Source organism: Streptomyces sp. NBC_00525 (genome assembly GCF_036346595.1).
Classification (GTDB): domain Bacteria; phylum Actinomycetota; class Actinomycetes; order Streptomycetales; family Streptomycetaceae; genus Streptomyces.
In genome coordinates, this window is sequence record NZ_CP107834.1 from 5,847,584 (window position 1) to 5,870,877 (window position 23,294).

Sequence of the window (23,294 nt, forward strand, 5' to 3'; positions counted from 1 at the left end):
TCGGCTTGCTGGGGCGGGGTCGGAAGGGGGGAGGAGGAGGGGTTACGCGGACGCGGCGGCGGAGTCGCACAGGGCGTCCAGGACCGGATTCAGCCGGGCGAAGAAGCCGGCCAGGTCCTGCTGGAAGTAGAAGTGGTCGCCGGGCAGCACCTGCGGCACGACCTCGTGGCCCGTCACCAGCGACCAGCCGGCGAGCATCTCGGCCGGGACGATCGGGTCGGCGTCCCCGCCGAACACGGCGACCGGGCAGTCCAGCCGGGCGTCCGGGGCGGTGCACCGGTAGGCGTCGTCGATCGCGAAGTCCGCGCGGATCGACGGCAGGACGATCTCCCGCAGCTCCGGATCGTCCAGGATGCCGTCGTCGGTGCCGCCGCGCTCCTTGATGGCGGCGACCAACTGGTCGTCGTCCAGCAACTCCGGGTGCACGGGGCACTGGTTCGGCAGCACCGGGGCCCGGCACGCGGAGGCGACCAGCAGCCGAGGGGTCCGGCCGGCGGCCCGCAGGGCGCGTACCACCTCGAACGCGACCAGCGACCCCATGCTGTGCCCCAGCACCACCAGCTCACCGGTGTCGGCGGGCAGCGAGTCCACCACGGGCTGCGCCAGGTCGTCCACCGACAGGGGCAGCTCCTCGCAGTAGCGGGCGCCACGGCCCGGATACTGGCCGATCAGCAGCCGCACATCGGCCGGCAGGTGCTCGCGCCAGCCGCCGTACGCGTGGGCGTTGCCCCCGGCGTGGGGCAGCACCAGCAGCGACAGCCGGTGCGGGCCGTCACCGGGAAGGTCCCAGACGACGTCTTCGGGTGCGGGGGATGCGGAGGTCATGAGCTGATCCGTTCTGTCTCGGTACGGCGGCGGAGTGCGGGCCGGGCCTTCTTGGCCCCGGCGGCCGGGGCGGACTTCAACGCGGTGATGTGCGCGGCGAGCCGGGCCGGTGTCGGGTGCTCGAAGACGTCGCGGACCGTGAGCCGGACGTCGAGCGAGACGGCGATGTGGTTGGTGAGGCGGGCGCCCAGGAGCGAGTGGCCGCCGTGGTGGAAGAAGTCGTCGTCGATGCTCAGCGCGGTCTCGGCCCCCAGCGTCCGGGCGAAGAGACCGACCAGGGTCTCTTCCAGCGGATTACGGGGCGCGCGCCCCTGGGAGACGACGGCCGCCGGTTCGGGCAGGGCGCGCCGGTCGATCTTCCCGTTGGGCGTGAGCGGGAGCCGGTCGAGGACGGTGAGATAGGTGGGCACCATGTGCTCGGGCAGCCGCTCGACGAGGTGCCGGCGGATCTCCTCGGTCGTCGCCGAGTCCGCACCGGTCACCACGTACGCGGAGAGCTGGCGGCGGTGTGTGGTGAGGGTGGCTTGGGTGATGTTCGGGTGGGTGAGGAGCGCGGCCTCGATTTCGGCGGGTTCGATGCGGAAGCCGCGGATTTTGAGTTGGTGGTCGGCGCGGCCGTTGTAGTGGAGGTGGCCGTGGGTGTCGTAGTGGGCGAGGTCGCCGGTGCGGTAGAGGCGGGTGCCGGCCGGGCCGTGGGGGTTGGGGATGAAGGTGGTGGCGGTGAGGTCGGGGCGGTTGAGGTAGCCGTGGGCGAGGCCGTGGCCGGTGAGGTAGAGGTGGCCGGTGACGCCGGGGGGTACGGGTTGGAGGGTGGTGTCGAGGATGTAGGCGGCTTTGTTGGTGAGTGGGGTGCCGATGGGGATGGTGGGGTGGGGTTCTGCGCTGGGTTCGATGGTGTGGGTGGTGGTGAAGCCCATGGATTCGGCGGGGCCGTAGCCGTTGGCGATGGTGGTGTGGGGGGAGAGTTGCTGGAGTTGGTGGATGTGGGTGGGGGAGGCGGCTTCGCCTCCGGTGTAGGCGGTGGTGACGGTGGTGAATGCTTCGGGGTGTTCGTCGGTGAGGTAGTTGAAGAGGCTGGCGGAGAGCTGGAGCATGGTGACGCCGTGGCGCTGGGAGAGTTCCGCGATGAGGGCGGGTTCGGGTTTCTGTCCGGGCTGGAGGACGGTGGTGCCGCCGTGGAGGAGTGCGCCCCAGAATTCGAGGCTGAAGGCGTCCCAGGAGACCGGTGAGCACTGCAGGAAGACCTCGTCCGGCCCGAAGGTGCCGTAGGTCTGGGCGCTGATGGTGGAGACCAGGTTGCGGTGCGAGGAGAGGATGCCCTTCGGCCGGCCGGTCGACCCCGACGTGAACATCACGCACGCGACATCCTGACTCCGGATCGGTAGCCCGAGATTGTCCGTGGTGTGGGCGGCGAGGTCGTCCGGCCCCTCGGTGCAGGTGGTCCAGGCCCCGTTGATGCGGTTGGCGAGTCCGGCGTGGGTGACGAGGTGGCTGATGGCGGCTTCCTCGGCGGCGGACCGCAGCCGCTCGTCCGGGAAGTCCGGGTCGAGCAGCACGTGTCCGGCGCCGGTCTTGAGTACGGCGATGAGCGCGGCGGCGAAGGTGGCGCCCCTCTCCAGGAGGATGCCGGCCAGGTCGCCCCGGCCGAGGCCATGTGCACGGAGGTGGCGGGCCCACTGGTTGGCGGTGGCGTTCAGCTCCGCGTACGTGATGTGCGTGTCGCCGTCGATGAGGGCGATGGCCTGCGGGGTGCGGGCGGCCTGGTCCTCGAAGCGGGCGACCAGCGACGTGTCCTCGATGGTCGCGGTGGTCCCTGCCCACGGTCCGAGCAGCAGCTCCCGCTCCGTGTCCGACACCACGTTCAAGTGGTCCAACCGCACGTCCGGGTCGGCCAGGGCCTGGCACAGCACCTCGCGGAGCACGGTGACCATGCGCTGCACGGTCTCCCGGTCGAACAGGTCCTCCGCGAAGAGAACCGTGCCGCGCAAACCCTGGCCGTCCTCGGTGCGGAGCAGGAACTCCAGGTCGAACTTGGCCGCCCCACTCGTCACCGCCGGAACCGCGCTGACGCGGGCCTCCCCGAGCCGCAGTTCCGGCGTTCCACCGGATTCCAGCGTGAGGCAGATCTGGAAGAGAGGGTGACGGGAGAGGATGCGGGTGGGGTTGAGGGCTTCGAGGACGAGGTCGAAGGGTGCGTCCTGGTGGGCGAAGGCGTCGAGGTCGGTGGTGCGGACACGGTTGAGCAGTTCGCGGAAGGTGGGGTTGCCGTCGGTGTGGGTGCGCAGGACGAGGGTGTTGACGAAGAAGCCGACGAGGTCGCGGAGTGCTTCGTCGGTGCGGCCGGCGACGGGGGAGCCGATGGCGAGGTCCGTTCCGGCGCCGAGCCGGGTGAGTGCCGCCGCCAGGGCCGCGTGGACGACCATGAACGGGGTGCAGCCCTCCGCACGGGCCAGCTCACCGACGCGCACGAACAGGTCGTCCCCGAGCGACACCTCCACCTGGCCGCCGCGATGCGAGGCGCGGGCCGGGCGCGGGCGGTCCGGATTCAGCGCGTGCTCCTCCGGCAAACCCTCCAACGTCTTGTGCCAGAAGGCGAGTTCCTGGGCGAGCACGCTGTCCGCGTCGTCGGGCGAGCCAAGCACCCGCTGCTGCCACACCGCGTAGTCCGCGTACCGCACCGGCAGCGGCTCCAGCACGCTGACGTCGGCACCGGCACCCCGAGCCTCGTAGGCCCGCGAGAGGTCGTCGAAGAGCACAGCGGTGGACCGGCCGTCCGTCGCGATGTGGTGGAGCAGGAGGAGGAACACCGATGAGCCGTCATCCACCGCGAACAGGTGCGCCCGGACCGGGAGTTCGTCGCGGAGATCGAAGACGTGGCGTGCCGCGTCGGCCATCGCCCGGTCCAGCTCGTCCGAGGCCACCGCGCGGTGCTCGACGGGCACCTGGGCGCGTGCGGCCGGCACCACGTGCTGGCGCGGTTCGCCGTCCACCGTCGAGAACACGGTCCGCAGCGGAGTGTGGCGTGCGACCACGTCATGCAGGGCCGCGGTGAGCAGCTCGGCGTCCACGTCACCCGTCAGCCTTACGGCGATCGGCACGTTGTACGCGGCGCTGCCGCCGTCCAGTTCGGCCAGCAGCCAGAGCCGGCGCTGAGCGAAGGACGCGGGCGCGTCGCCGTCGCCGTCCCAGGTGCCCGCCGTGAGCGGGGGCAGAGCGGGCCGGCCGCTGAGGGTGCCGATGTGCTGGGCGAGGCGGGCGGGTGTGGGGTGCTGGAACACGTCCCGGATGGTCAGCCGGACGCCCAGGGCGTCGGCCAGGTGGTTGGTGAGCCGGGCCGCCAGCAGCGAGTGGCCGCCGTGCGCGAAGAAGCTGTCGTCCACCCCCACCGGGCCCTCGGTGTTCAGCACCTGGCTGAACAGGGCGACCGTCACCTCTTCGAGCGGGGTCTGCGGCGCCCGCGCGCTGCTCACGGTCACGGCCGGCGTGGGAAGCGCCCGCTTGTCGATCTTGCCGTTGGGCGTCAGGGGGAGACGGTCGAGCACGGTGACGTAGGCGGGAACCATGTGCTCCGGCAGCCGGTCGGCCAGGTGCCTCCGCGCGTCCTCCGCCGTGACCGTGTCCGAGTCGGTGACGACGTAGGCCGACAGCTGGTCGTGGTGGACCGTGAGGGTGGCTTGGGTGATGTTCGGGTGGGTGAGGAGCGCGGTTTCGATTTCGGCGGGTTCGATGCGGAAGCCGCGGATTTTGAGTTGGTGGTCGGCGCGGCCGTTGTAGTGGAGGTGGCCGTGGGTGTCGTAGTGGGCGAGGTCGCCGGTGCGGTAGAGGCGGGTGCCGGGGGTGCCGTGGGGGTTGGGGATGAAGGTGGTGGCGGTGAGGTCGGGGCGGTTGAGGTAGCCGTGGGCGAGGCCGTGGCCGGTGAGGTAGAGGTGGCCGGTGACGCCGGGGGGTACGGGTTGGAGGGTGGTGTCGAGGATGTAGGCGGCTTTGTTGGTGAGTGGGGTGCCGATGGGGATGGTGGGGTGGGGTTCTGCGCTGGGTTCGATGGTGTGGGTGGTGGTGAAGCCCATGGATTCGGCGGGGCCGTAGCCGTTGGCGATGGTGGTGTGGGGGGAGAGTTGTTGGAGTTGGTGGATGTGGGTGGGGGAGGCGGCTTCGCCTCCGGTGTAGGCGGTGGTGACGGTGGTGAATGCTTCGGGGTGTTCGTCGGTGAGGTAGTTGAAGAGGCTGGCGGAGAGCTGGAGCATGGTGACGCCGTGGCGCTGGGAGAGTTCGGCGATGAGGGCGGGTTCGGGTTTCTGTCCGGGTTGGAGGACGGTGGTGGCGCCGTGGAGGAGTGCGCCCCAGAATTCGAGGCTGAAGGCGTCCCAGGAGACGGGTGAGCACTGCAGGAAGACTTCGCCGGGCCCGAAGGTGCCGTAGGTCTGGGCGGTGACGGTGGAGACCAGGTTGCGGTGCGAGGAGAGGATGCCCTTCGGCCGCCCGGTCGACCCCGACGTGAACATCACGCATGCCACGTCGTCACCCCGGACCGGCACACCGGGGTTACTGTCCGACGCGTCGGCCGGCGCCCCACCGGAGACGGAGACCACGGTCCAGGGGCCGCTGCCTGCCACTCGCTGCCCGAGGACGTCGTCGGTCACCAGCAGGGTGATGCCCGCGTCGTGCGCGGCGGACCGCAGCCGCTCGTCCGGAAAGTCCGGGTCCAGCAGGGTGTAGCCGGCCCCGGCCTTGGTCACGGCGATCACGGCGGCGGCGAAGACCGCGCCGCGCTCCAGCAGGACGCCGGCCACCTCACCGCGTCCCAGACCACGGGCCCGCATCGCGTGGGCCCAGCGGTTGGCGGTGGCGTTCAGCTCCGCGTACGTGATGTGCGTGTTGCCGTCGATGAGGGCGACGGCCTGCGGGGTGCGCGCGGCCTGGTCCTCGAAGCGGGCGACCAGCGACGTGTCCTCGATGGTCGCGGTGGTCCCTGCCCACGGCCCGAGCAGCAGCTCCCGCTCCGTGTCCGACAGCACCTCGATCTCACCGAGGCGCGTCTCCGGGTCGGCCAGGACCTGGCGCAGTACCCCGCCGAGCACGGTGACCATGCGCTGCACGGTCTCCCGGTCGAACAGGTCCTCCGCGAAGACCACCACACCGTGCAGGCGCTTGTTGTCGTCGGAGCGGAGCAGGAACTCCAGGTCGAACTTGGCCGAACCGTTGGTCAGCCCCCGCACCTCCGCCGTGCCCCCATGGCCCAGGTCCAGCGTCGGCGCCTCTCCGGCCTCCAGGGCGAGGCAGATTTGGAAGAGAGGGTGGCGGGAGAGGGTGCGGGTGGGGTTGAGGGCGTCGAGGACGAGGTCGAAGGGTGCGTCCTGGTGGGCGAAGGCGTCGAGGTCGGTGGTGCGGACGCGCTCCAGGAGCTGCCGGAACGTCGGGTTGCCGCCGGTGTCGGTGCGCAGGACCAGCGTGTTGACGAAGAAGCCGACGAGGTCGCGGAGTGCTTCGTCGGTGCGGCCGGCGACGGGAGACCCGATGGCGAGGTCCGTTCCGGCGCCGAGCCGGGTGAGTGCCGCCGCCAGGGCCGCGTGCAGCACCATGAAGGGGGTGCAGCCCTCGGTGCGGGCCAGCTCACCGACGCGTACGAACAGGTCGTCACCGAGTGACACCTCCACCTGGCCGCCCCGGTGCGATGCGGCTGCCGGGCGCGGGCGGGCGAGGGTCAGGCCGTGCTCCTCCGGCAGGTCCGCCAAGGTGTCCTGCCAGAAGGCGAGTTCCCGGGCGAGCACGCTGTCCGCGTCGTCGGCCGAACCCAGCGCCTTCTGCTGCCACACCGCGTAGTCCGCGTACTGCACGGACAGCGGCTCCAAAACACTCGTCTCGGCACCCGAGACCCGCGCCGCGTAGGCCCGCGTGAGGTCGTCGAAGAACACACCGGCCGAGCGGCCGTCCGTCGCGATGTGGTGGAAGAGCAGGAACAGGACGGGGTGCCCGTCACCCAGGTCGAAGAGGGTGGCCCGGAGCGGGCTCTCCGTCGTGAGGTCGAAACGCTGCCGTGTTGCCGCGTCCAGATCGTCGTCCAGCCGCTCCGGAGTGGACGACCGGCGCTCGATGACGATTCCGGCCCGATCGGCCGCCTGTACGCGCTGCCGCGGCTCACCGGCGACCGTCGTGAACACAGTCCGCAGCGGAGCATGGCGCGCGGCCACGTCGTTGAGTGCGGCCGCCAGCGCGTCCACGTCCGGCGTACCGGTCAGCCGTACAGCCATCGGCACGTTGTACGCGGTGCTCGCGCCGTCCAGCTCGGCCAGCAACCACAGCCGGCGCTGGGCGAACGAGAGCGGGCTGTCGGAGCCGTCACCCGCTTCCCCGGCGACCAGGGCCGGCAGCGCGGGCCGCCCCTTCAACGAGGCGATGTACTGCGCGAGGCGGGCGGGCGTGGGGTGCTGGAACACGTCCCGGATGGTCAGCCGGACGCCCAGGGCGTCGGCCAGGTGGTTGGTGAGCCGGGCCGCCAGCAGCGAGTGCCCGCCATGGGCGAAGAAGCTGTCCTCGACACCCACCGGGCCCTCGGTACCCAGCACTTGGCTGAACAGGGCCACCGCGATCTCTTCGAGCTGGCTCTGCGGCGCACGCTCGCTGCTCACCGCCGCCACTGGCTCGGGGAGCGCCCGCTTGTCGATCTTGCCGTTGGGCATGAGCGGGAATCGGTCGAGGGGAGTGAGGTAGGCGGGGACGAGGTGTTCCGGGAGACGGTCGGTGATGTGCCGGCGGACGTCGTCCATGGACACATCGGTGGCGACGACGTAGGCGGAGAGTTGGTCGTGGTGCTTGGTGACGACGGCCTGGGTGACTTGGGGGTGGGTGAGGAGTGCGGTTTCGACTTCGGCGGGTTCGATGCGGAAGCCGCGGATTTTGATCTGGTGGTCGGCGCGGCCTTCGTAGTGGAGGCGTCCGGCGGTGTCGAAGTGGGCGAGGTCGCCCGTGCGGTACAGGCGGGAGCCGGCGGGGCCGTAGGGGTGCGGGACGAAGTGGGTGGCGGTGAGGTCGGCGCGGTTGAGGTAGCCGTGGGCGAGGCCGTCGCCGGAGACGTACAACTCGCCTGTCGCACCCGGCGCGCAGAGCCGGAGCGAGCTGTCCAGGACGTAGAGGGGCTTGTTGACCAGCGGTGTGCCGATGGGGATGACGGTGTGGGGCTTCTCGGAGGGTTCGATGGTGTGGGTGGTGGCGTAGATCATCGCCTCCGCCGGGCCGTACCCGTTGAGCACCCTGATCCCCGGCCGGGCGGTCAGGAGTTTGTGCACGTGGACGGGCGAGGCGGCCTCTCCGACGGTGTAGGCCGTGGTGACGGAGTCGAAGGTCTCCGGGTGTTCGTCGGTGAGGTAGTTGAAGAGGCTGGCCGACAGCAGCAGGGTGGTGACCCGGTGCTTCGGCGCCAGGTCCGCGATCAGCGCCGGTTCGGGCTTCTGCCCCGGCTGGAGCACCACGCGTGCGCCATGGAGCAGCGGCCCCCAGAACTCCAGGCTGAAGGCGTCCCAGGAGATGGGCGAGGACTGGAGGTACACCTCCTCCGGACTGGTGGGCAGGTAGTCCTGGCCGACGAGGGTGGAGACGAGGTTGCGGTGCGTGGAGACGATGCCCTTGGGCCGTCCGGTGGACCCGGAGGTGAACATCACGCACGCCAGGTCGTCACCGCAGATCGGCACATCGAGGTTGCCGGTGTCCTGGTGGGTTACGTCCTCCGGCCCCTCGGTGCAGGTCGTCCACACCCCGGAGAGGCGGTCGGCGAGCCCGGCACGGGTGACGAGGTGGCTGATGGCGGCTTCCTCGGCGGCGGACCGCAGCCGCTCGTCCGGGAAGTCCGGGTCGAGCAGGACGTGTCCGGCGCCGGTCTTGAGTACGGCGATGAGCGCGGCGGCGAAGGTGGCGCCCCGCTCCAGCAGGATGCCGGCCAGGTCACCGCGTCCCAGCCCGCGTGAACGCAGGTGCCGGGCCCACTGGTTGGCCGTGGCGTTGAGTTCGGCGTACGTGATGTGCGTGTCCCCGTCGATGAGCGCGATGGCCTGCGGGGTGCGGGCGGCCTGCTCCTCGAAGCGGGCCACCAGCGACACGTCGTCCCGGTCGGCCACCGCCCCGGCCCACGGCCCGAGCAGCAGCTCCCGCTCACTTCCCGACAGCACCTCGATCTCACCGAGGCGCGTCTCCGGGTCGGCCAGGGCCTGGCGCAGGACCTTGCCGAGCACGGTCACCATGCGCTGGACGGTGGACTGGTCGAACACATCCTCGGCGAAGACGACCATCCCGCTCAGGCCCTGACCGTCGTCCGTGCGGAGCAGGAACTCCAGGTCGAACTTGGCCGATCCATTGGCGAACGTCCGCAGGGCGGCGGGCCGCACACCGTCGAGCGCGAGCACGGGCGTGCCGGTCTCCAGGGTGAGACACACCTGGAAGAGCGGGTGGCGGGAGAGGGAACGGGCGGGATTCACCGCGTCGAGGACGAGGTCGAAGGGTGCGTCCTGGTGGGCGAAGGCGTCGAGGTCGGTGGTGCGGACGCGCTCCAGGAGCTGCCGGAACGTCGGGTTGCCGCCGGTGTCGGTGCGCAGGACCAGCGTGTTGACGAAGAAGCCGACGAGGTCGCGGAGTGCTTCGTCGGTGCGGCCGGCGACGGGGGAGCCGATGGCGAGGTCCGTTCCGGCGCCGAGCCGGGTGAGTGCCGCAGCCAGGGCCGCGTGGACGACCATGAACGGGGTGCAGCCCTCCGCACGGGCCAGCTCGCCGACGCGCACGAACAGGTCGTCCCCGAGCGACACCTCTACCTGGCCGCCGCGGTGCGAGGCACGGACCGGGCGCGGGCGGTCCAGGTTAAGGGAGTGCTCCTCGGGCAGCCCCGCCAGGGCGCCGCGCCAGAAGTCCAACTCCCGTGTCAGCACGCTGTCCGCGTCGTCGGGCGAGCCCAGCACCCGCTGCTGCCACACCGCGTAGTCCGCGTACCGCACAGGCAGCGATTCCAGGGCGCTCGTGTCCGCACCGGCGACCCGGGCCTCGTACGCGCGGGCCAGGTCGGTGACGAACACGTCGCTCGACTGGCCGTCCGTGGCGATGTGGTGCATCACGACGACCAGGTGGTGCAGGGCCTCGTCCAGCCGGAACAGCGTGACGGCGAGGGGGAGTTCGCCGCGCAGGTCGAAGGAGCGGCGCCCGGCGTCGGCCATCGCGGCGTCCAGCTCGTCGGCCGTCACCTCGCGACGCTCCACGACCACGCGTGCCTCGCCGGCCGGAAGGACGCGCTGCCGCGGCTCGCCCTCGGCGGTCTCGTACACGGTGCGCAGGGGCGCGTGACGTGCGAGGACGTCGTTGAACGCGGCCTCAAGGGCATCGGTGTCCAGAACACCCGCCAGCCGTACGGCCATCGGCACGTTGTACGCGGTGCTGCTGCCCTCCAGGTCCGCGAGCAGCCACAACCGCCGCTGAGCGAACGACATCGGGGCCGCATCCCGGTCCGGTGCCTCCCCGGCGGACAGCGGCGGCAGCGCGGGGAGACCCTTCTCCGTGCCGACCTTCTCCGCCAGCCGTGCCACGGTCGGGTTCTCGAACACATCGCGGATCGTCAGCCGGACCCCGAGCACCTGGGCGATCCGGTTGGTGAGACGGGCGGCGCGGATGGAGTGCCCGCCGTGGTGGAAGAAGTCGTCGTCGATCGTCAGCTCACCGGGCGCGTCGAGCGTGCTGGTGAAGAGGCCTGTCAGGGTCTCCTCCAGCAGCGTGCGCGGGGCCCGGCCACCCGACGCCACCGCCACCGGCTCGGGGAGCGCCCGCTTGTCGATCTTGCCGTTGGGCATGAGCGGGAATCGGTCGAGAGGAGTGAGGTAGGCGGGGACGAGGTGTTCCGGGAGACGCTCGACAATGTGCCGCCGCACCTCCTCCACGGACACATCGGTGGCGACGACGTACGCGGAGAGTTGGTCGTGGTGCTTGGTGACGACGGCCTGGGTGATCTGGGGGTGGGTCAACAGCGCGGTTTCGACTTCGGCGGGTTCGATGCGGAAGCCGCGGATTTTGATCTGGTGGTCGGCGCGGCCTTCGTAGTGGAGGCGTCCGGCGGTGTCGAAGTGGGCGAGGTCGCCGGTGCGGTAGAGGCGGGAGCCGGCCGGTCCATAGGGGTGTGGGACGAAGTGCGTGGCGGTGAGGTCGGCGCGGTTGAGGTAGCCGTGCGCGAGGCCGTCGCCGGACACGTACAGCTCACCGGTAGCACCCGGCGGGCACAGGCGCAGTGCCGTGTCGAGGACGTAGAGGGGCTTGTTGACGAGCGGTGTGCCGATGGGGATGACGGCGTGGGGCTCGTCGGAGGGTTCGATGGTGTGGGTGGTGGCGTAGATCATCGCCTCCGCCGGGCCGTAGCCGTTGAGCACCCTGATCCCAGGCCGTGCCGAGAGCAGCTTGTGCACATGGGCCGGGGAGGCGGCCTCGCCCACGGTGTACGCGGTCGTGACCGACTCGAAGGTTTCGGGGTGTTCGTCGGTGAGGTAGTTGAAGAGGCTGGCCGACAGCAGCAGGGTGGTGACCCGGTGCTTGGGGGCCAGCTCCGCGATCAGCGCCGGCTCGGGCTTCTGCCCCGGCTGGAGAACGACCCGTGCCCCGTGCAGCAGCGGCCCCCAGAACTCCAGGCTGAAGGCGTCCCAGGAAACCGGCGAGGACTGGAGGTACACCTCCTCCGGGCCGGTCGGGAGGTAGGTCTGCCCCACCAGCGTGGAGACCAGGTTGCGGTGCGAGGAGACGATGCCCTTGGGCCGTCCGGTGGACCCGGAGGTGAACATCACGCAGGCCAGATCGTCACCGCAGATCGGCACATCGAGGTTGCCGGGGTCCTCGCCCGCCACGTCCTCCGGGCCTTCGGCGCACGTCACCCACCGGCCCTCCAGCCGCCCCGCGAGCCCCGTACGGGTCACCAGGTGGCTGATCTCCGCCTCACCGGCCGCCGAGCGCAACCGCTCGTCGGGGAAATCGGGGTCCAGCAGCACGTGTCCGGCGCCGGTCTTGAGTACGGCGATGAGCGCGGCGGCGAAGGTGGCGCCCCGCTCCAGCAGGATGCCGGCCAGGTCGCCCCGCCCCAGCCCGCGTGAACGCAGGTGCCGGGCCCACTGATTGGCGGTCGCGTTCAACTCCGCGTACGTGATGCTCTGCTCGCCGTCGATCAGCGCGACCGCGTCCGGGAACCGTGCCGCCTGCTCCTCGAAGCGGGCCACCAGCGACACGTCGTCCCGGTCGGCCACCGCCCCGGCCCACGGCCCGAGCAGCAGCTCCCGCTCACCCTCCGACAGCACCTCCAGCTCGGCGATCCGCCGGTCACCCGGCTCCGCCGCGTCCACGGCCGCGACCAGGAAGGCGGCCAACCGGTCCAGATGGGCGGCGATGGCCTCGGTGTCGACCCCGTCCACGGGCGTGTCGAAGTCGATGCGGAAGCCGTCCGAGGCGCCCAGGTCGTACACCGTGACGTTGAGGTCCTCGACCGGGCCGCTGGTCACGTTGTGGTTGACCGTGGTGTGGCCACACACGGTCAGGTCGGCGTTGAACGCCATGATGTTGAGCACCGGGCCCGTCATCCTGCGGCCCCCGGTGAGCGTGCCCGCGTCCCGGCGCAGATCCTCGAACCGGGTCAACTGATGGCGCAGCCCGTTCTTCACCTCGGCGGACACCGCGCGCACCAGGTCGCGCAGCGTCTCGCCGGCGCCCACGCGCAGCCGCAGCGGCACGATGTTGGACGCCATCGAAGGCGTACTGCGGGCGGTCTTCGTGGTCCGTCCCGGCACCGGCAGCGCGACCGTCAACTCGTCCTGCGCCGTGACCCGGTGCAGATACACCGTGAACAGGGCGACCACCAGCACCGGCCAGGAGACCCGCTCGGCCCGCGCCACGGCACGCAGCCGGTCCGCCTCGTGCGCCGGGATCAGGACCGTACGGCGTGAGAACGGCAGCGTTCCCCGGGCGGGGGCGGCCCGGCCGGAGCCCCGGATCAGGCTCGGGAAGCGCTCCGGCGCACCGCTCAGGTGCTCCCGCCACCAGGCCCGGTCGGCGGCGGCCTCGTCCGAGCACCGGTAGGCGGCGTCCTCGGCGTACACATCGGCCAGCCGGCCGAACGGGGACGCGCCCCACGGCTCACCGGCGACCGCCTGCTCGTACAGCTCGATCAACCGCTGGAGCAGCATCCCCAGCCCCGCACCGTCGGTGACCAGGTGGTGGAAGCCGCAGAAGTAGAAGGAGCGGTCCGCGGCCAGCCTGATCAGCGCACAGCGGACCGGGGGCTCGCCGGTCAGGTCGAAGGGCGCCCCGATCATCGCGTCCAGCACGTCCCAGGCCGCCCGCTCAGGATCGGCCTCGCCGCTCACATCGATGTACGGGAGGGTGCGGTCGCCCCGGTCGGTGTCGATGAGCTGCCACACGTCCTCGCCGTCGTCCTCGAAGCGGCGGATGCGCAGGACGTCCGCCTCGTCGGTGAGGCGGCGCCAGGCGGCGCCCATCAGCTCCGGGTCGATCGGGCCGCGGATGTCCCGGCACTCGGCGACGTTGTACTTGAGGCCGGTGGGGTCCAGGGAATGGGCCGTCCAGATGTCGCGCTGGGCCACCGAGAGCGGCAACCGGAGGGTGGCCGGAGCGGGTGCGACGGTCGCGTCGGACGGCATGGGGTCTCCTGTGTGTCTCGCGGCGGAACGGGGCGGCTGAGGAGCGGGCAGTGCCATACAACCGCCGGGGTCGAGCGTGGAGCGGCAGTTGTTCCGGCGGGAGGCCAGCAGTTCGACGGCACTGCGGCAGTCGGACGGCAGCCCCGAAACCGACCCCGTCCCGGCCGCACGGCGATATGCGCCCCCGCCCCGACCGCCCGGCCCGATCACCGCGCCGATACGCACCCCGCCCTGTGGCGGCGGCTCACACCGAGGCGGTCGCGCCCGCCGCCGCGCGGACCACGCACAGCACCCGGAACGCCGAGCGGCCGCCGTCCGTACTGGCCCGGATCACCCCGCCGACCAGCAACTCCCGCATCAGCCGGCCGCACTCCGGCAGCGAGCGGCCGGTGAGCCGTACGACGTCCTGGAACAGGAACTCCCCGTCGTCCAGCCGGCACAGCTCGCCGATGAGCGTCCGCTGCGCGGCCGGCAGCGCGGCGAGTGTGCGGCTCACCCGCACCTGGAGGCGGGAGCCCTCCGGACCGCCGGCCAAATGGTCGAGCAGCGGGGCCGGGTCCGAGTCCACGATGTCGCGCAGCGTCGACAGGTCGCAGACGGTGAGCCAGGACGCGGCGGCACCGAGCGCCGCCGGATGGCCGTCCAGGCGATGGCAGATCCAGGTCACATCGGCCAGCGCCCGCGCGTCCGGCACGATGTCGGGCCGCACCCGGCGCAGTTGGCTGAGGAAGAACCGTACGGCAGGTGCGTCGGTGTGCCCGGCCGACGGCGCGGGCGCCTCCAACGGCGAAAGCAGGAACAGGCGTTCACCCGGCACGTTCCACGGCCGCTCCCCGGTGACCAGCAGACGCAGGTCCGGGAAGGCGCGCAGCAGCCGGCTCAGCCGGCCGAAGTCGAGGGCGGTGGTGTCCACCCCGTCCAGGACGAGCACGGCACCGCGTACCGGCGCACCGCCGTCCTGGAGGGCAACCAGCGCGTCCGCAAGACCGGGCAGCGGCTCCCCGAGCTCCCCGGGCTGCCCGCCGCCCCGCAGGAACCGGGCGCAGGAGTCGGCGAGCCGGGGCAGCGGGTCGTCGTCGGCGCGGAGGCAGTCGGCGGTGGCGCCGTCCCCGCTGTGCCACAGCACCGGCAGCCCGGCGTCGTACAGGCGGGCGGCCGCCTCCAGCGCCAGCCGGGTCTTGCCGACGCCGCTCAGCCCGACGACCGTGACCAGCCGCTCCGCACCCGAACGCAGCTCCTCCACCACGATCCCGGTCTCCGCCTCCCGGCCGACCAGCGGATACAGCGGCACGGGCGGTGCGGCCCGCTCCATGGACAGCCGGCGCACCTCACCGCCCGCGCGCGGGCCGCTGCGGGCCGCCGCCTCCAGCGCCGTGCGGGCTCTCGGGCCGAGTCTCAGCGCGTCGGCGATGAGCCGCACCGTGTCCGTCCTGGGCCGCTGGGCCTTCCCCTTCTCCAGGTCCCGGATGGCCCGCACGCTGATGGTGGACAGGTCGGCAAGTTCCCGTTGGGTGAGGCCGATGCGGAGCCGGTGGCCGCGTATCAGGGAGCCGAGCGATGCGGAGGCGGCCGGGATGTCCTGCGGGGGGTGGCTGAGCGTCATGAAACGACTCCTGCTCGTCGGGGAGGAGCACCCCGGAAGCGGCTGCGGGCCGGGGTGCCGTGGAGGACGGCTGTCGTGCCTTGCTGCTGCCGCCATGCTCCGCGCACCGCCTATCCGGAAGGCATCGCGCCGCCAACGCCGGTACGGCCCGCCCCACCGGCGCCGTGATAGCGGGCCCGTACGGGGGAAGGGCAGGTCAGCGGCCCGCGATCGTGGGAGCGCGACCAGCGGAAGCCGGCTCCAGCGCCGTGATAGCGGGGCGATAGGGGCGGGGGCGGTGCCGTGAATCCGGCTGTTCCTAGCTTGGTGTCCAGAAGGAAACGGAACACCGACGAAGGGACAGTCCGATGACGAAGAACACCACCACCCGCAACGCCCTCCGCGCCGCCTTCGCCACCGTCGCCGTCGTGATCGTCACCGGCATCGGCGTCCAGGCCGGCTGGGCCGACGACGCCTCCGGCACCGGCACCCAGCCGACCGGCACCAGCAGCACCGCGACGCCCGCCCCGACCACCACCGGCTCCACCGACAACAACCCCTGGGACTGACCTCCCCCGAATCGCCCCGGAGTTGGCGCAGGGACTCTAGCCCGCGCCGAGCAGCCGCCGGGTCTCCGCCAGTTCCCGCTTCATACCCCGGCTCGTGAAGACCTCCAGCGCGGGGGCCAGCAGCTCACGGGAACGCCCCGGCTCGTCCGCCAGCAGCCGCGCCAGATCCAGGCGGGCCAGCGCACCACCACCGAAGTCCATGATCTGCTCCCGGGCCGCGACCGCCCGGTCGAAGAAGTACGTGGCCCGGTCCGGCCGGCCCATCAGCACGAAGGCCTGACCCAGGTCCCGCAGCAGATGCCCCTCGCCGATCACATCACCGGAATCCCGGCACAGCTCCAGGACCTCCGTGAACGTCAGCACCGCGAGATCCAGCTCGCCCCGCTCCAGCAGGAGCTGGCCCACCCGGCGCAGCGTCCGCGCCCGGCCGCCGAGATAGCCCACCCCGTCGTAGATCTCCAGCGCCTCGTCCAACTGCGCCTGCGCCGCGTCCGTCTCGCCGCGCCGCATCCGGATGTGGGCGCTCTGCGTCAGCACGATCGCCCGCCCCACCACGTCACCGGCCCGGTCGAAGTCGGCCAGCGACCGCTCGTACAGCTCCAGCGCGATGTCGTCCTCGCCGTTCGTCCGGGCGATCAGCGCCATGTCGCGGCGGCACAGCGCCTCGCCCTGCGGCTCGTCCAGCGCCTGGAACACGTCCAGCGCCGAACTGAGCGCCTGGCGGGCCATGTCGAACTCGTTGCGGCACATGTACAGCGAACCGAGCGAAGCCCGAACGGCGGCGGTGCCGCGCAGATTTCCGGCCTTGCGCACGGCGGCCAGCGCCCGTACGTGGGTCTGCTCCCACAGGTCGTAGTGGCCCCGCACCTCGAACAGGGTGACCAGGGTCGTCGCCAGGTTCCAGCTCACATCGTGCAGACCCTCGTCGGCGGCGTGCTCCACCATGCCGCACAGCGCGCCCTGCTCCGCGTCGAACCAGGCCAGCGGATCGGCGAGCAGATCACCCGTGCACGACGGGGGCGGCGCCCAGCGCGGCGCGTCACCGTGCAGCACGGTGAAGTCGCCGCCGTACACCTTGCGATGGGCCTCCTGCGCCAGATACATCCAGCCGCCCGCCATCCGCGCGAGCGCGTCCCGGCGCACCTCCGGGCCGTCGTGCGCGGCCAGTTGCTCGCGCGCGTAGACGCGGATGATCTCGTGGAACTGGTAGCGGTAGCCGCCGGTCCGCTCCACGCCGACGACGTCCAGCATCTGCATGTCGACCAGCGGCTCCAGCAGATCGGACGGAACCGGCCGGTCGTCGTCCAGGAGCGCGCCCGCCAGCCAGCCCGGCAGCGACGGCGTCCGCGACATGCTCAGCAGTCGCAGCAGCCCCCGGTCCTCGGGCGCCAGCCCGTTGTACGTGAGGGAGAGACTGGCCCGCATCGTCATCTCGCCGTGCGCCAGCTCGTCCAGCCGGTGCCGTTCGTTGGCGAGCCGGTGCACCATCGACGCCAGCGTCCAGTGCGGCCGGGCCGCGAGCCGGGCGGCCACGATCCGCAACGCCAGCGGCAGCCGCCCCACCGTACGCACCAGCGCCTCCGCCGACGCGGCCTCGCCCTCGACGCGCTCCTCCCCGATGATCCGCGACAGCAGCCGCAGCGCCCGCTCCTCGTCGAGGACGTCCAGCTCCACGCGGTACGCGCCCGGCAGCGCGGTCAGCCTGGCCCGGCTGGTCACCAGCACCGCGCAGTCACGGCTTCCCGGCAGCAGCGGCTGCACCTGGCTCTCCGTCGCCGCGTCGTCCAGGACGACCAGCACCCGCCGGGAGGCGAGCCGGGTGCGGTACATCTCCGCCCGCTCGTCCAGCGAGTCCGGGATGAGCTGGCCGGGTATGCCCAGGGCCCTCAGAAAACGGCCCAGCACCTCCAGGGTCGTCGCCGGGGTGCCGGTGCCGCGCAGATCGCAGTACAGCTGACCGTCCGGGAACCCCGTCTCGGCGAGCCGGTGCCCCAGGTTCACGGCCAGCGTCGACTTGCCGGTGCCCGGCTTCCCGGTGATCACCGCCAGACCGACCGCCTTGCGCTCCCGGCCCCCGGTGAGCGCCTTCTCCAGCGCGGCGAGCTGTGCGTCGTCCGCCACGAAGTCGGAGGTGGCGGCGGGCAGTTGCTGCGGGCGCGCGTCGTGCGGCTGCGCGTCGCCGTCCCCGGACCGGGCGGCGGCGCCGTGCGGCGGTACGGGGTCCGCGCCCTGCGCACGGTGTGCCTGCTGCCGGACGGGCGGGGCGGCGGATTCGACGGACCCGGTGGATTCGGCGGATTCTGCGGATTCGGCGGCCCCGGCCCCGGCCCCGCCGTCACGCGGCCGGGGCGGCTGGACACGCGCCGGCGCCGGCAGCTCACCGGCCAGGATCGCCGACTCCAGACGCCTCAGCTCCCGGCCCGGCTCCAGACCCAGCTCCTGGTCCAGAATCCGGCGCCCGTCCCGGAACGCCTCCAGCGCCTCCGCCTGCCGGCCCGACCAGTACAGGGCGCACATCAGCTGACCGCGCAGCCGTTCCCGCAACGGGTTCTCGTGGGTGAGCAGTTGCAGCTCCCCGACGAGCCGGTCGTACCGACCCAGCTCCAGTTCCAACTGCGTTCGCAGCTCGATCGCGCTCAGCCGCTCCTCGTCCAGCTGCCGCGCCTTGTTGGCGAGCGGGCCGCTCTCCAGGCCGCTCAGCGAATCGCCCTGCCACAGCGCCACCGCCGACTTCAGCAGCGCCACCGCCTTCTCCGTCTCGCCCTCGTCGCGCTGCCGCCTGGCCATCGCGACCAGACCGGTGAACAGCAGCGAGTCCACGTCTCCGGTGTCGACGTGCAGGACGTAACCCGGCGGCCGGGTCGATATCGAGACCGTGCTGTCCGCGCCGACCAGCAGCTTGCGCAGCCGCGACACACAGATCTGCACCTGTGTACGGGCGGTCTCCGGCGGGTTGTCCTCCCAGATGAGGTCCACCAGATAGTTCGTGCCGACCACCCGGTTTGCCTCGAGCAGAAGGGCGGCGAGGATGACCTCCTGCCGACCGGGCGGCACCCGCAGCGGGCCGTCCTTGCCCCGTACCTGGAGCGGACCCAGCAATTGAAAGGGCGGTCTCGACGCGCCGGGGGCATCCTGGACCGTGTGCGTCGTACCCTCGGCCACCGAGACCCCCAGCTCGTAAGCGCGTTGATACTCCGGGATCAACGACCCCAAAGTTTTCACAACCCTCACGCATCTGTCCATCCTGCCTGCCGAGCGTGACCGTCCCGCCAATAGCGGCGCGATAGGCGGGGGTTGGCGGGGGCCGGAAGAGTGCCGGGTGAAAGAGAAAGGAGGCGTCCATGCACACCGACGCCTGGACGACCACAGCCCCGCACCCGGCGGACGACCTGGTCACCGCCGCGGGCACCGACCACGTCCGCCTCGTCTACGACTACCTCGACGCCGGAGACCTCGACGCGTGCGCCTCGCTGCTGCACGAACACGTCCAACTCGACCTGCCCGGCGCCCCGTCGGCCCACGGCCGCACCGCCTTCCTGCGCGCCCACCGCGACCACCTCGGGGCGCCCGCCCGCCACGAGATCGACCGCGTCGTCGCTCGCGACCGCAGCGTGGTGGTCACCGGCCGACGCGTCGGCACTGGCACCGGCACCGACGACACCCCGGCGCGCTTCGTCGACTTCTTCCGCATCGCGGGGGACGGCATGGTGGAGTCCTGTACGCGCTACTACCACGCGGAACCCTGACCGGGCCGCGCATCCGGTGGTCGTGTCAGGGAGTCACCGGGGAGCGCAGCACGAGCAGGGTGATCTCGCTGGGCGCGAAGACGCGGAACGGCGGCCCCCAGAACCCGGTGCCCCGGCTGGTGTAGAGCAGGGTGCGCCCACCGTGGCGGCTGAGCCCGGCGACGGCGGGCTGGTCGAGCCGGACCAGATGGTGGAAGGGCCAGATCTGGCCGCCGTGGGTGTGGCCGGAGAGCTGGAGGTCGACCCCGCCCTCGGCGGCCCGGTCCACGAACTTGGGCTGATGGGCCAGGAGCAGCACCGGCAGTCCGGGGTCGGCGCCCGCCAGCGCCCCGGCGAGATGGGCGCGGTGGCCGGCCAGCCCGGAGGACTCGGCGGTCACGTCGTCCACCCCGGCGACGACGAGGGTGTCCCCGCCGCGTTCCAGCAGCACATGGCGGTTGCGCAGCGGCTGCCAGCCCAGCTCATCCATCAGGTCCACCCAGCCCTGGGCCTCGCTGTAGTACTCGTGGTTCCCGGTGACGTAGACGCGGGCGTGGGCGGCGCGCACGGTGCCGAGCGGGGCGGCCTGGGCGCGGCGGCGGTCGGCGGTGCCGTCCGCGATGTCACCGGTGTGGCAGACCAGGTCCGCGTCCAGCGCGTTGACCTTCGCGCACACCCGCTCCGACCAGCGGACCCGGTCGAGCGGCCCGTAGTGGGTGTCGGTGACGAGGACGACGCGGGTGCCGTCCAGCCCGGCGCCGAGCCGGGGCAGCTCCACATCGAGTGACCGTACGCGCGGTACGCGGCGCGCTTCCGCGTACCCCCAGGCCAGCAGCGCGGCGGCGACGCCGAGGACCGCCCAGGTGACGATCCTGGCCCGCGTCTGCCCGTCGCCGCCCGCGCCGGTCAGCGCCAGGGCGGGCCGCAACAGCGCGCCGAGGAGCACGGACCAGGTGAACACCACCCAGACCGCCCCCAGGAGGGTGTCCCCGAGGATCGCCGCCCGGTCCCGCTGCCGTCTGCCGTGCCCGCGCACCATCGCGAGCGGCATCGTGACGAGGCCGAGGACGAACAGACAGGTGCCGCCCGCCGTCACGGGCAGCGGCCAGTCCTGACCGGTGTACAGCAGCACCCAGCACGGCACGGCCCACAGCAGCACCGGCGCGATCAGGGGGACGTAACGCATCACGCGGCGCAGCGCGCCCGGCCGTGCCGCGCCGTCCGCGGCCGCGGGCCGGGCCTCGTCGGTGTCGGTCACGGTTGTCCTCCTCGGCCGGCCGGAATGCCGCGGCGCACTGTACCCGCTCGCCCCGGACCCCACGCCTCCGGCGGGTACCACCGGCCGCATGGCGAAGCCCCGCCGGACGGGTCCGGCGGGGCGAGGAACGGGACGATCAGCCGGCCTCGGCGGCGATCCACGCGTCCAGCTGTTCGCGGGTGGTGCTGGGGTCCGCGATCAGTCCGGACAGTTCGTCGTCGGCGAGATGCCGGGTCGAGACCGCCGGACAGCGCCGGCACCCCTCGACACCGCTCTGGGCCCACCACTGACACCGCGCCCGCAGATGGCAGCGCGGAACGTTCGACTCGGCGGCCGGAGGTGCGGCCAGCACCCGTTCGATGAGGGTGCAGTCGTTGCCCCGGCGGTTGGCGCAGCCCGAGACACAGTGCGAGGCGAACCGCAGGACGCGCCGCGGTTCGACTCCCTCGGGCACATCGCCCAGCACCTGCGACGCCGGTACCGGATCGGCCAGGTACACCACCCGGCCGTCCTGCCCGGAGCGCACACCCAGCACGACCGACTCGGGCGCGTGGGCGTCACCGCTCGGACACCAGCTCGTCGGGGTCTCCTTCTCGTCCACGGTCCTCGCCCCCCGTTGTCAGACGATCTGGCCGACCGGGTCGGTGCCCAGGGGCCCGCCGGCGTCCAGGTGGGTGGCCTGCTCGATGTGCGCCTTCAGCTGCTCCAGCGACGTGATGCGCTCGCCGTTGGCGGGCGCGGCCGATGCCGTGGTCGCGCCCGCCACGAGGAGGCCGGCGGCGAGGAGGGCGGCGGCGCCGGTGGCCGCCGCCGTGCGGGACGAGTTCTTCATGGTCGACTCCCTGATGCTGGGGACGTGGTTGGCTGCACGCTATGCGCCGGTCCACGGCCCGGACGGCAGTCGCGGCGGCGGTTGACCGGCAGTTCGCGGCATCCGGGAGTCCTCGGGTGCGCCAACAGGCTCTCAGTCCTCGGTGCCGACCCGTTCGTAGACGATCCGTCCGTCGAAGACCGTCATGTCGACGGGCAGGTCCGGGATGTCGTGCGGATCGGCCGCGCGCAGATCGCCGCCGAGGACGCACAGGTCGGCGACCTTGCCGGGCTCCACGGTGCCCTTCCAGGACTCGGCGAAGTCCTGCCGGGCGGCGTTGACGGTGTACGCGCGCAACGCGGTCTCCAGCGGTACGCACTGCTCGGGACCGCTGACCCGGCCGGTGGCCTTGGACTCGCGCAGCAGCATCGCGGCGACCCCGCGCCGCCAGTCCGGCGCGGTGATCGGGGCGTCGGAGCCCACACAGACGGCGATGCCCGCCTCCACCGCCGAGCGCACCGGCCACATGTAGTCCGAGCGCGCGCTGCCCACGATGCCGTCCATCAGGTCCGCGATGGTCCACTTGATGGCCGGGTTCATATTGATGCCGTAGCCGTGCGCGGCCAGCTTCGCCAGGCTCCGCTCGGAGGCGAAGTCGCCGTGGATGACGTAGTGCCGGGCGTCCGGGCGCGGGTGGGCGAGCTGGGCGGCGGCGAACGCGTCGACCACGCTGTCGATCGCGCGGTCGCCGGTCACATGCACCCCGAGCTGGTATCCGGCGGCGTGCGCGATCCGGATCATCTCGGCCAGCTCCGCCTCCTTCAGCCCACTGTCGGCGCCGTGCACGCACAGCCCGCCGTGGCCGCCGGCCGGGTAGGGCTCGTGCATCCAGGCGGTCTCGTTGGGCGGCACCCCGTCCGCGAACACCTTGACGCCGATCACGGAGAGCCGCCGCTCGTCCACGTCGTCCGGCACGGCCGCCCCGTCGAGCCCGGCCCGCACGTCGGCCGCCGAACCGCCCATCGGCGCGGGCAGCAGCAGCGCGCGCACGCGGGCCTCCAGCCGGCCGGCGCGGACCAGTTCGACGTACGCGTGCAGGGTGGCGGTGTCCAGGCCGCCGCCCAGGATCTCGGCGCCGCCCGGTCCGAGGCCCGGCTCGGTGTAGCTGGTGATGCCCAGGGCGTGCAGCGCGCTCACCGCCGACAGGACGGCCTCCTTGCGCTGGGCCACGCTCACCGGGGGCACCAGGCCCTGCACCAGGGCCTGCGCCGTCTCCTTGAGGACCCCGGTGGGTTCGCCCGCCGCGTCGGTGTCGATCACCCCGCCCGTCGGAGCCTCGAAGTCCCGGTCGATTCCGGCGAGTTCGAGGGCGCGGGAGTTCACCCACACCATGTGCCCGGAGAAGTCGGTGAGGCAGACCGGGTGGTCGGGGGCGGCGGCGTCCAGGTCGGCGCGGTGCGGGCGGCGGGCCGGGTCGGCCAGGCACTCCGCCAGATAGCCGACGTCCCAGCCGAGGCCGGTGATCCACTCCCCGGCGGGGGTGCCGGCGGCGGCCTCGCGCACCGCGTCCGCGATGTCGGCGATCGACTCCACGGCCGGGTGGCCGAGGTCCAGCGCGAACGGCGGGCTGGTCAGCGCCCACGCCGCCGCGTGCAGATGCGAGTCGTTGATGCCGGGCAGCACCGTGCGCCCGGCCAGCTCCACGACGCGGGTGCCGGGCCCGGCCAGGGCCCGTATCTCCGCGTCGCCGCCCACGGCGAGTATCCGGCCGTCCCGTACGGCGACCGCCTCGGCGACGGAGAAGGCGTCGTCGACGGTCAGGACGTCGCCGCCGGTCAGGATGAGGTCCGTTGTCTCCGGCATCGGTG

10 protein-coding genes are annotated in these 23,294 nt (G+C 72.3%); 2 read left to right on the forward strand and 8 right to left on the reverse strand.

Features of this window, described 5'->3' with window-relative positions; translation table 11 throughout:
- Window positions 1-42: 42 nt before the first annotated feature.
- The 3 genes from OG710_RS25685 to OG710_RS25695 all read right to left on the reverse strand — a co-directional run bounded on the left by OG710_RS25685 (window position 43) and on the right by OG710_RS25695 (window position 15,084).
- On the reverse strand, window positions 43-825 hold the full coding sequence (locus tag OG710_RS25685; protein WP_330241433.1) for a thioesterase II family protein: 783 nt from the start codon (window positions 823-825) through the stop codon (window positions 43-45).
- Window positions 822-13,481, reverse strand: a complete 12,660-nt coding sequence (locus OG710_RS25690; RefSeq protein ID WP_330241434.1) for a non-ribosomal peptide synthetase — start codon at window positions 13,479-13,481, stop codon at window positions 822-824. Before OG710_RS25690 ends, OG710_RS25685 begins: the two co-directional genes overlap by 4 nt.
- Window positions 13,482-13,725: 244 nt before the next feature.
- Window positions 13,726-15,084, reverse strand: coding sequence for a helix-turn-helix domain-containing protein (locus tag OG710_RS25695; protein WP_330241435.1), 1,359 nt, complete (start codon window positions 15,082-15,084; stop codon window positions 13,726-13,728).
- Window positions 15,085-15,431: 347 nt separating this feature from the next.
- Between OG710_RS25695 and OG710_RS25700 the strand changes: the two genes are divergently transcribed.
- A complete protein-coding gene (locus OG710_RS25700; protein WP_111339054.1) occupies window positions 15,432-15,632 on the forward strand; it encodes a hypothetical protein in 201 nt (66 codons plus the stop codon).
- A gap of 36 nt (window positions 15,633-15,668) precedes the next feature.
- On the opposite strand, the gene OG710_RS25705 is transcribed toward OG710_RS25700, so the two are convergent.
- Window positions 15,669-18,731, reverse strand: coding sequence for an AfsR/SARP family transcriptional regulator (locus tag OG710_RS25705; protein ID WP_330242343.1), 3,063 nt, complete (start codon window positions 18,729-18,731; stop codon window positions 15,669-15,671).
- Between the two features lie 242 nt (window positions 18,732-18,973).
- Here OG710_RS25705 and OG710_RS25710 point away from each other — a divergent pair, with 242 nt between their 5' ends.
- Window positions 18,974-19,378 (forward strand): nuclear transport factor 2 family protein, encoded by a 405-nt coding sequence (locus OG710_RS25710; protein WP_330241436.1) that lies wholly within the window; start codon window positions 18,974-18,976, stop codon window positions 19,376-19,378.
- 25 nt (window positions 19,379-19,403) lie between these two features.
- Here OG710_RS25710 and OG710_RS25715 read toward each other — a convergent pair whose 3' ends face one another.
- The 4 genes from OG710_RS25715 to OG710_RS25730 all read right to left on the reverse strand — a co-directional run bounded on the left by OG710_RS25715 (window position 19,404) and on the right by OG710_RS25730 (window position 23,289).
- A complete protein-coding gene (locus OG710_RS25715) occupies window positions 19,404-20,615 on the reverse strand; it encodes a metallophosphoesterase (RefSeq protein WP_330241437.1) in 1,212 nt (403 codons plus the stop codon).
- A 136-nt stretch (window positions 20,616-20,751) separates the two neighbouring features.
- Window positions 20,752-21,216, reverse strand: a complete 465-nt coding sequence (locus OG710_RS25720; protein WP_330241438.1) for a hypothetical protein — start codon at window positions 21,214-21,216, stop codon at window positions 20,752-20,754.
- An 18-nt stretch (window positions 21,217-21,234) separates the two neighbouring features.
- Entirely contained in the window at window positions 21,235-21,447 is a 213-nt protein-coding gene (locus OG710_RS25725) for a hypothetical protein (protein WP_330241439.1), read from the reverse strand.
- A 132-nt stretch (window positions 21,448-21,579) separates the two neighbouring features.
- Window positions 21,580-23,289, reverse strand: a complete 1,710-nt coding sequence (locus OG710_RS25730) for an amidohydrolase (protein ID WP_330241440.1) — start codon at window positions 23,287-23,289, stop codon at window positions 21,580-21,582.
- Window positions 23,290-23,294 lie beyond the last annotated feature (5 nt).

Excerpts from the sequence above, each read along its gene's own strand:
- OG710_RS25685 (WP_330241433.1), bottom strand. The coding sequence starts at position 825 with ATGACCTCCGCATCCCCCGCACCCGAAGACGTCGTCTGGGACCTTCCC.
- OG710_RS25690 (WP_330241434.1), bottom strand. The coding sequence starts at position 13,481 with ATGCCGTCCGACGCGACCGTCGCACCCGCTCCGGCCACCCTCCGGTTG.
- OG710_RS25695 (WP_330241435.1), bottom strand. The coding sequence starts at position 15,084 with ATGACGCTCAGCCACCCCCCGCAGGACATCCCGGCCGCCTCCGCATCG.
- OG710_RS25700 (WP_111339054.1), top strand. The coding sequence starts at position 15,432 with ATGACGAAGAACACCACCACCCGCAACGCCCTCCGCGCCGCCTTCGCC.
- OG710_RS25710 (WP_330241436.1), top strand. The coding sequence starts at position 18,974 with ATGCACACCGACGCCTGGACGACCACAGCCCCGCACCCGGCGGACGAC.
- OG710_RS25725 (WP_330241439.1), bottom strand. The coding sequence starts at position 21,447 with ATGAAGAACTCGTCCCGCACGGCGGCGGCCACCGGCGCCGCCGCCCTC.
- OG710_RS25730 (WP_330241440.1), bottom strand. The coding sequence starts at position 23,289 with ATGCCGGAGACAACGGACCTCATCCTGACCGGCGGCGACGTCCTGACC.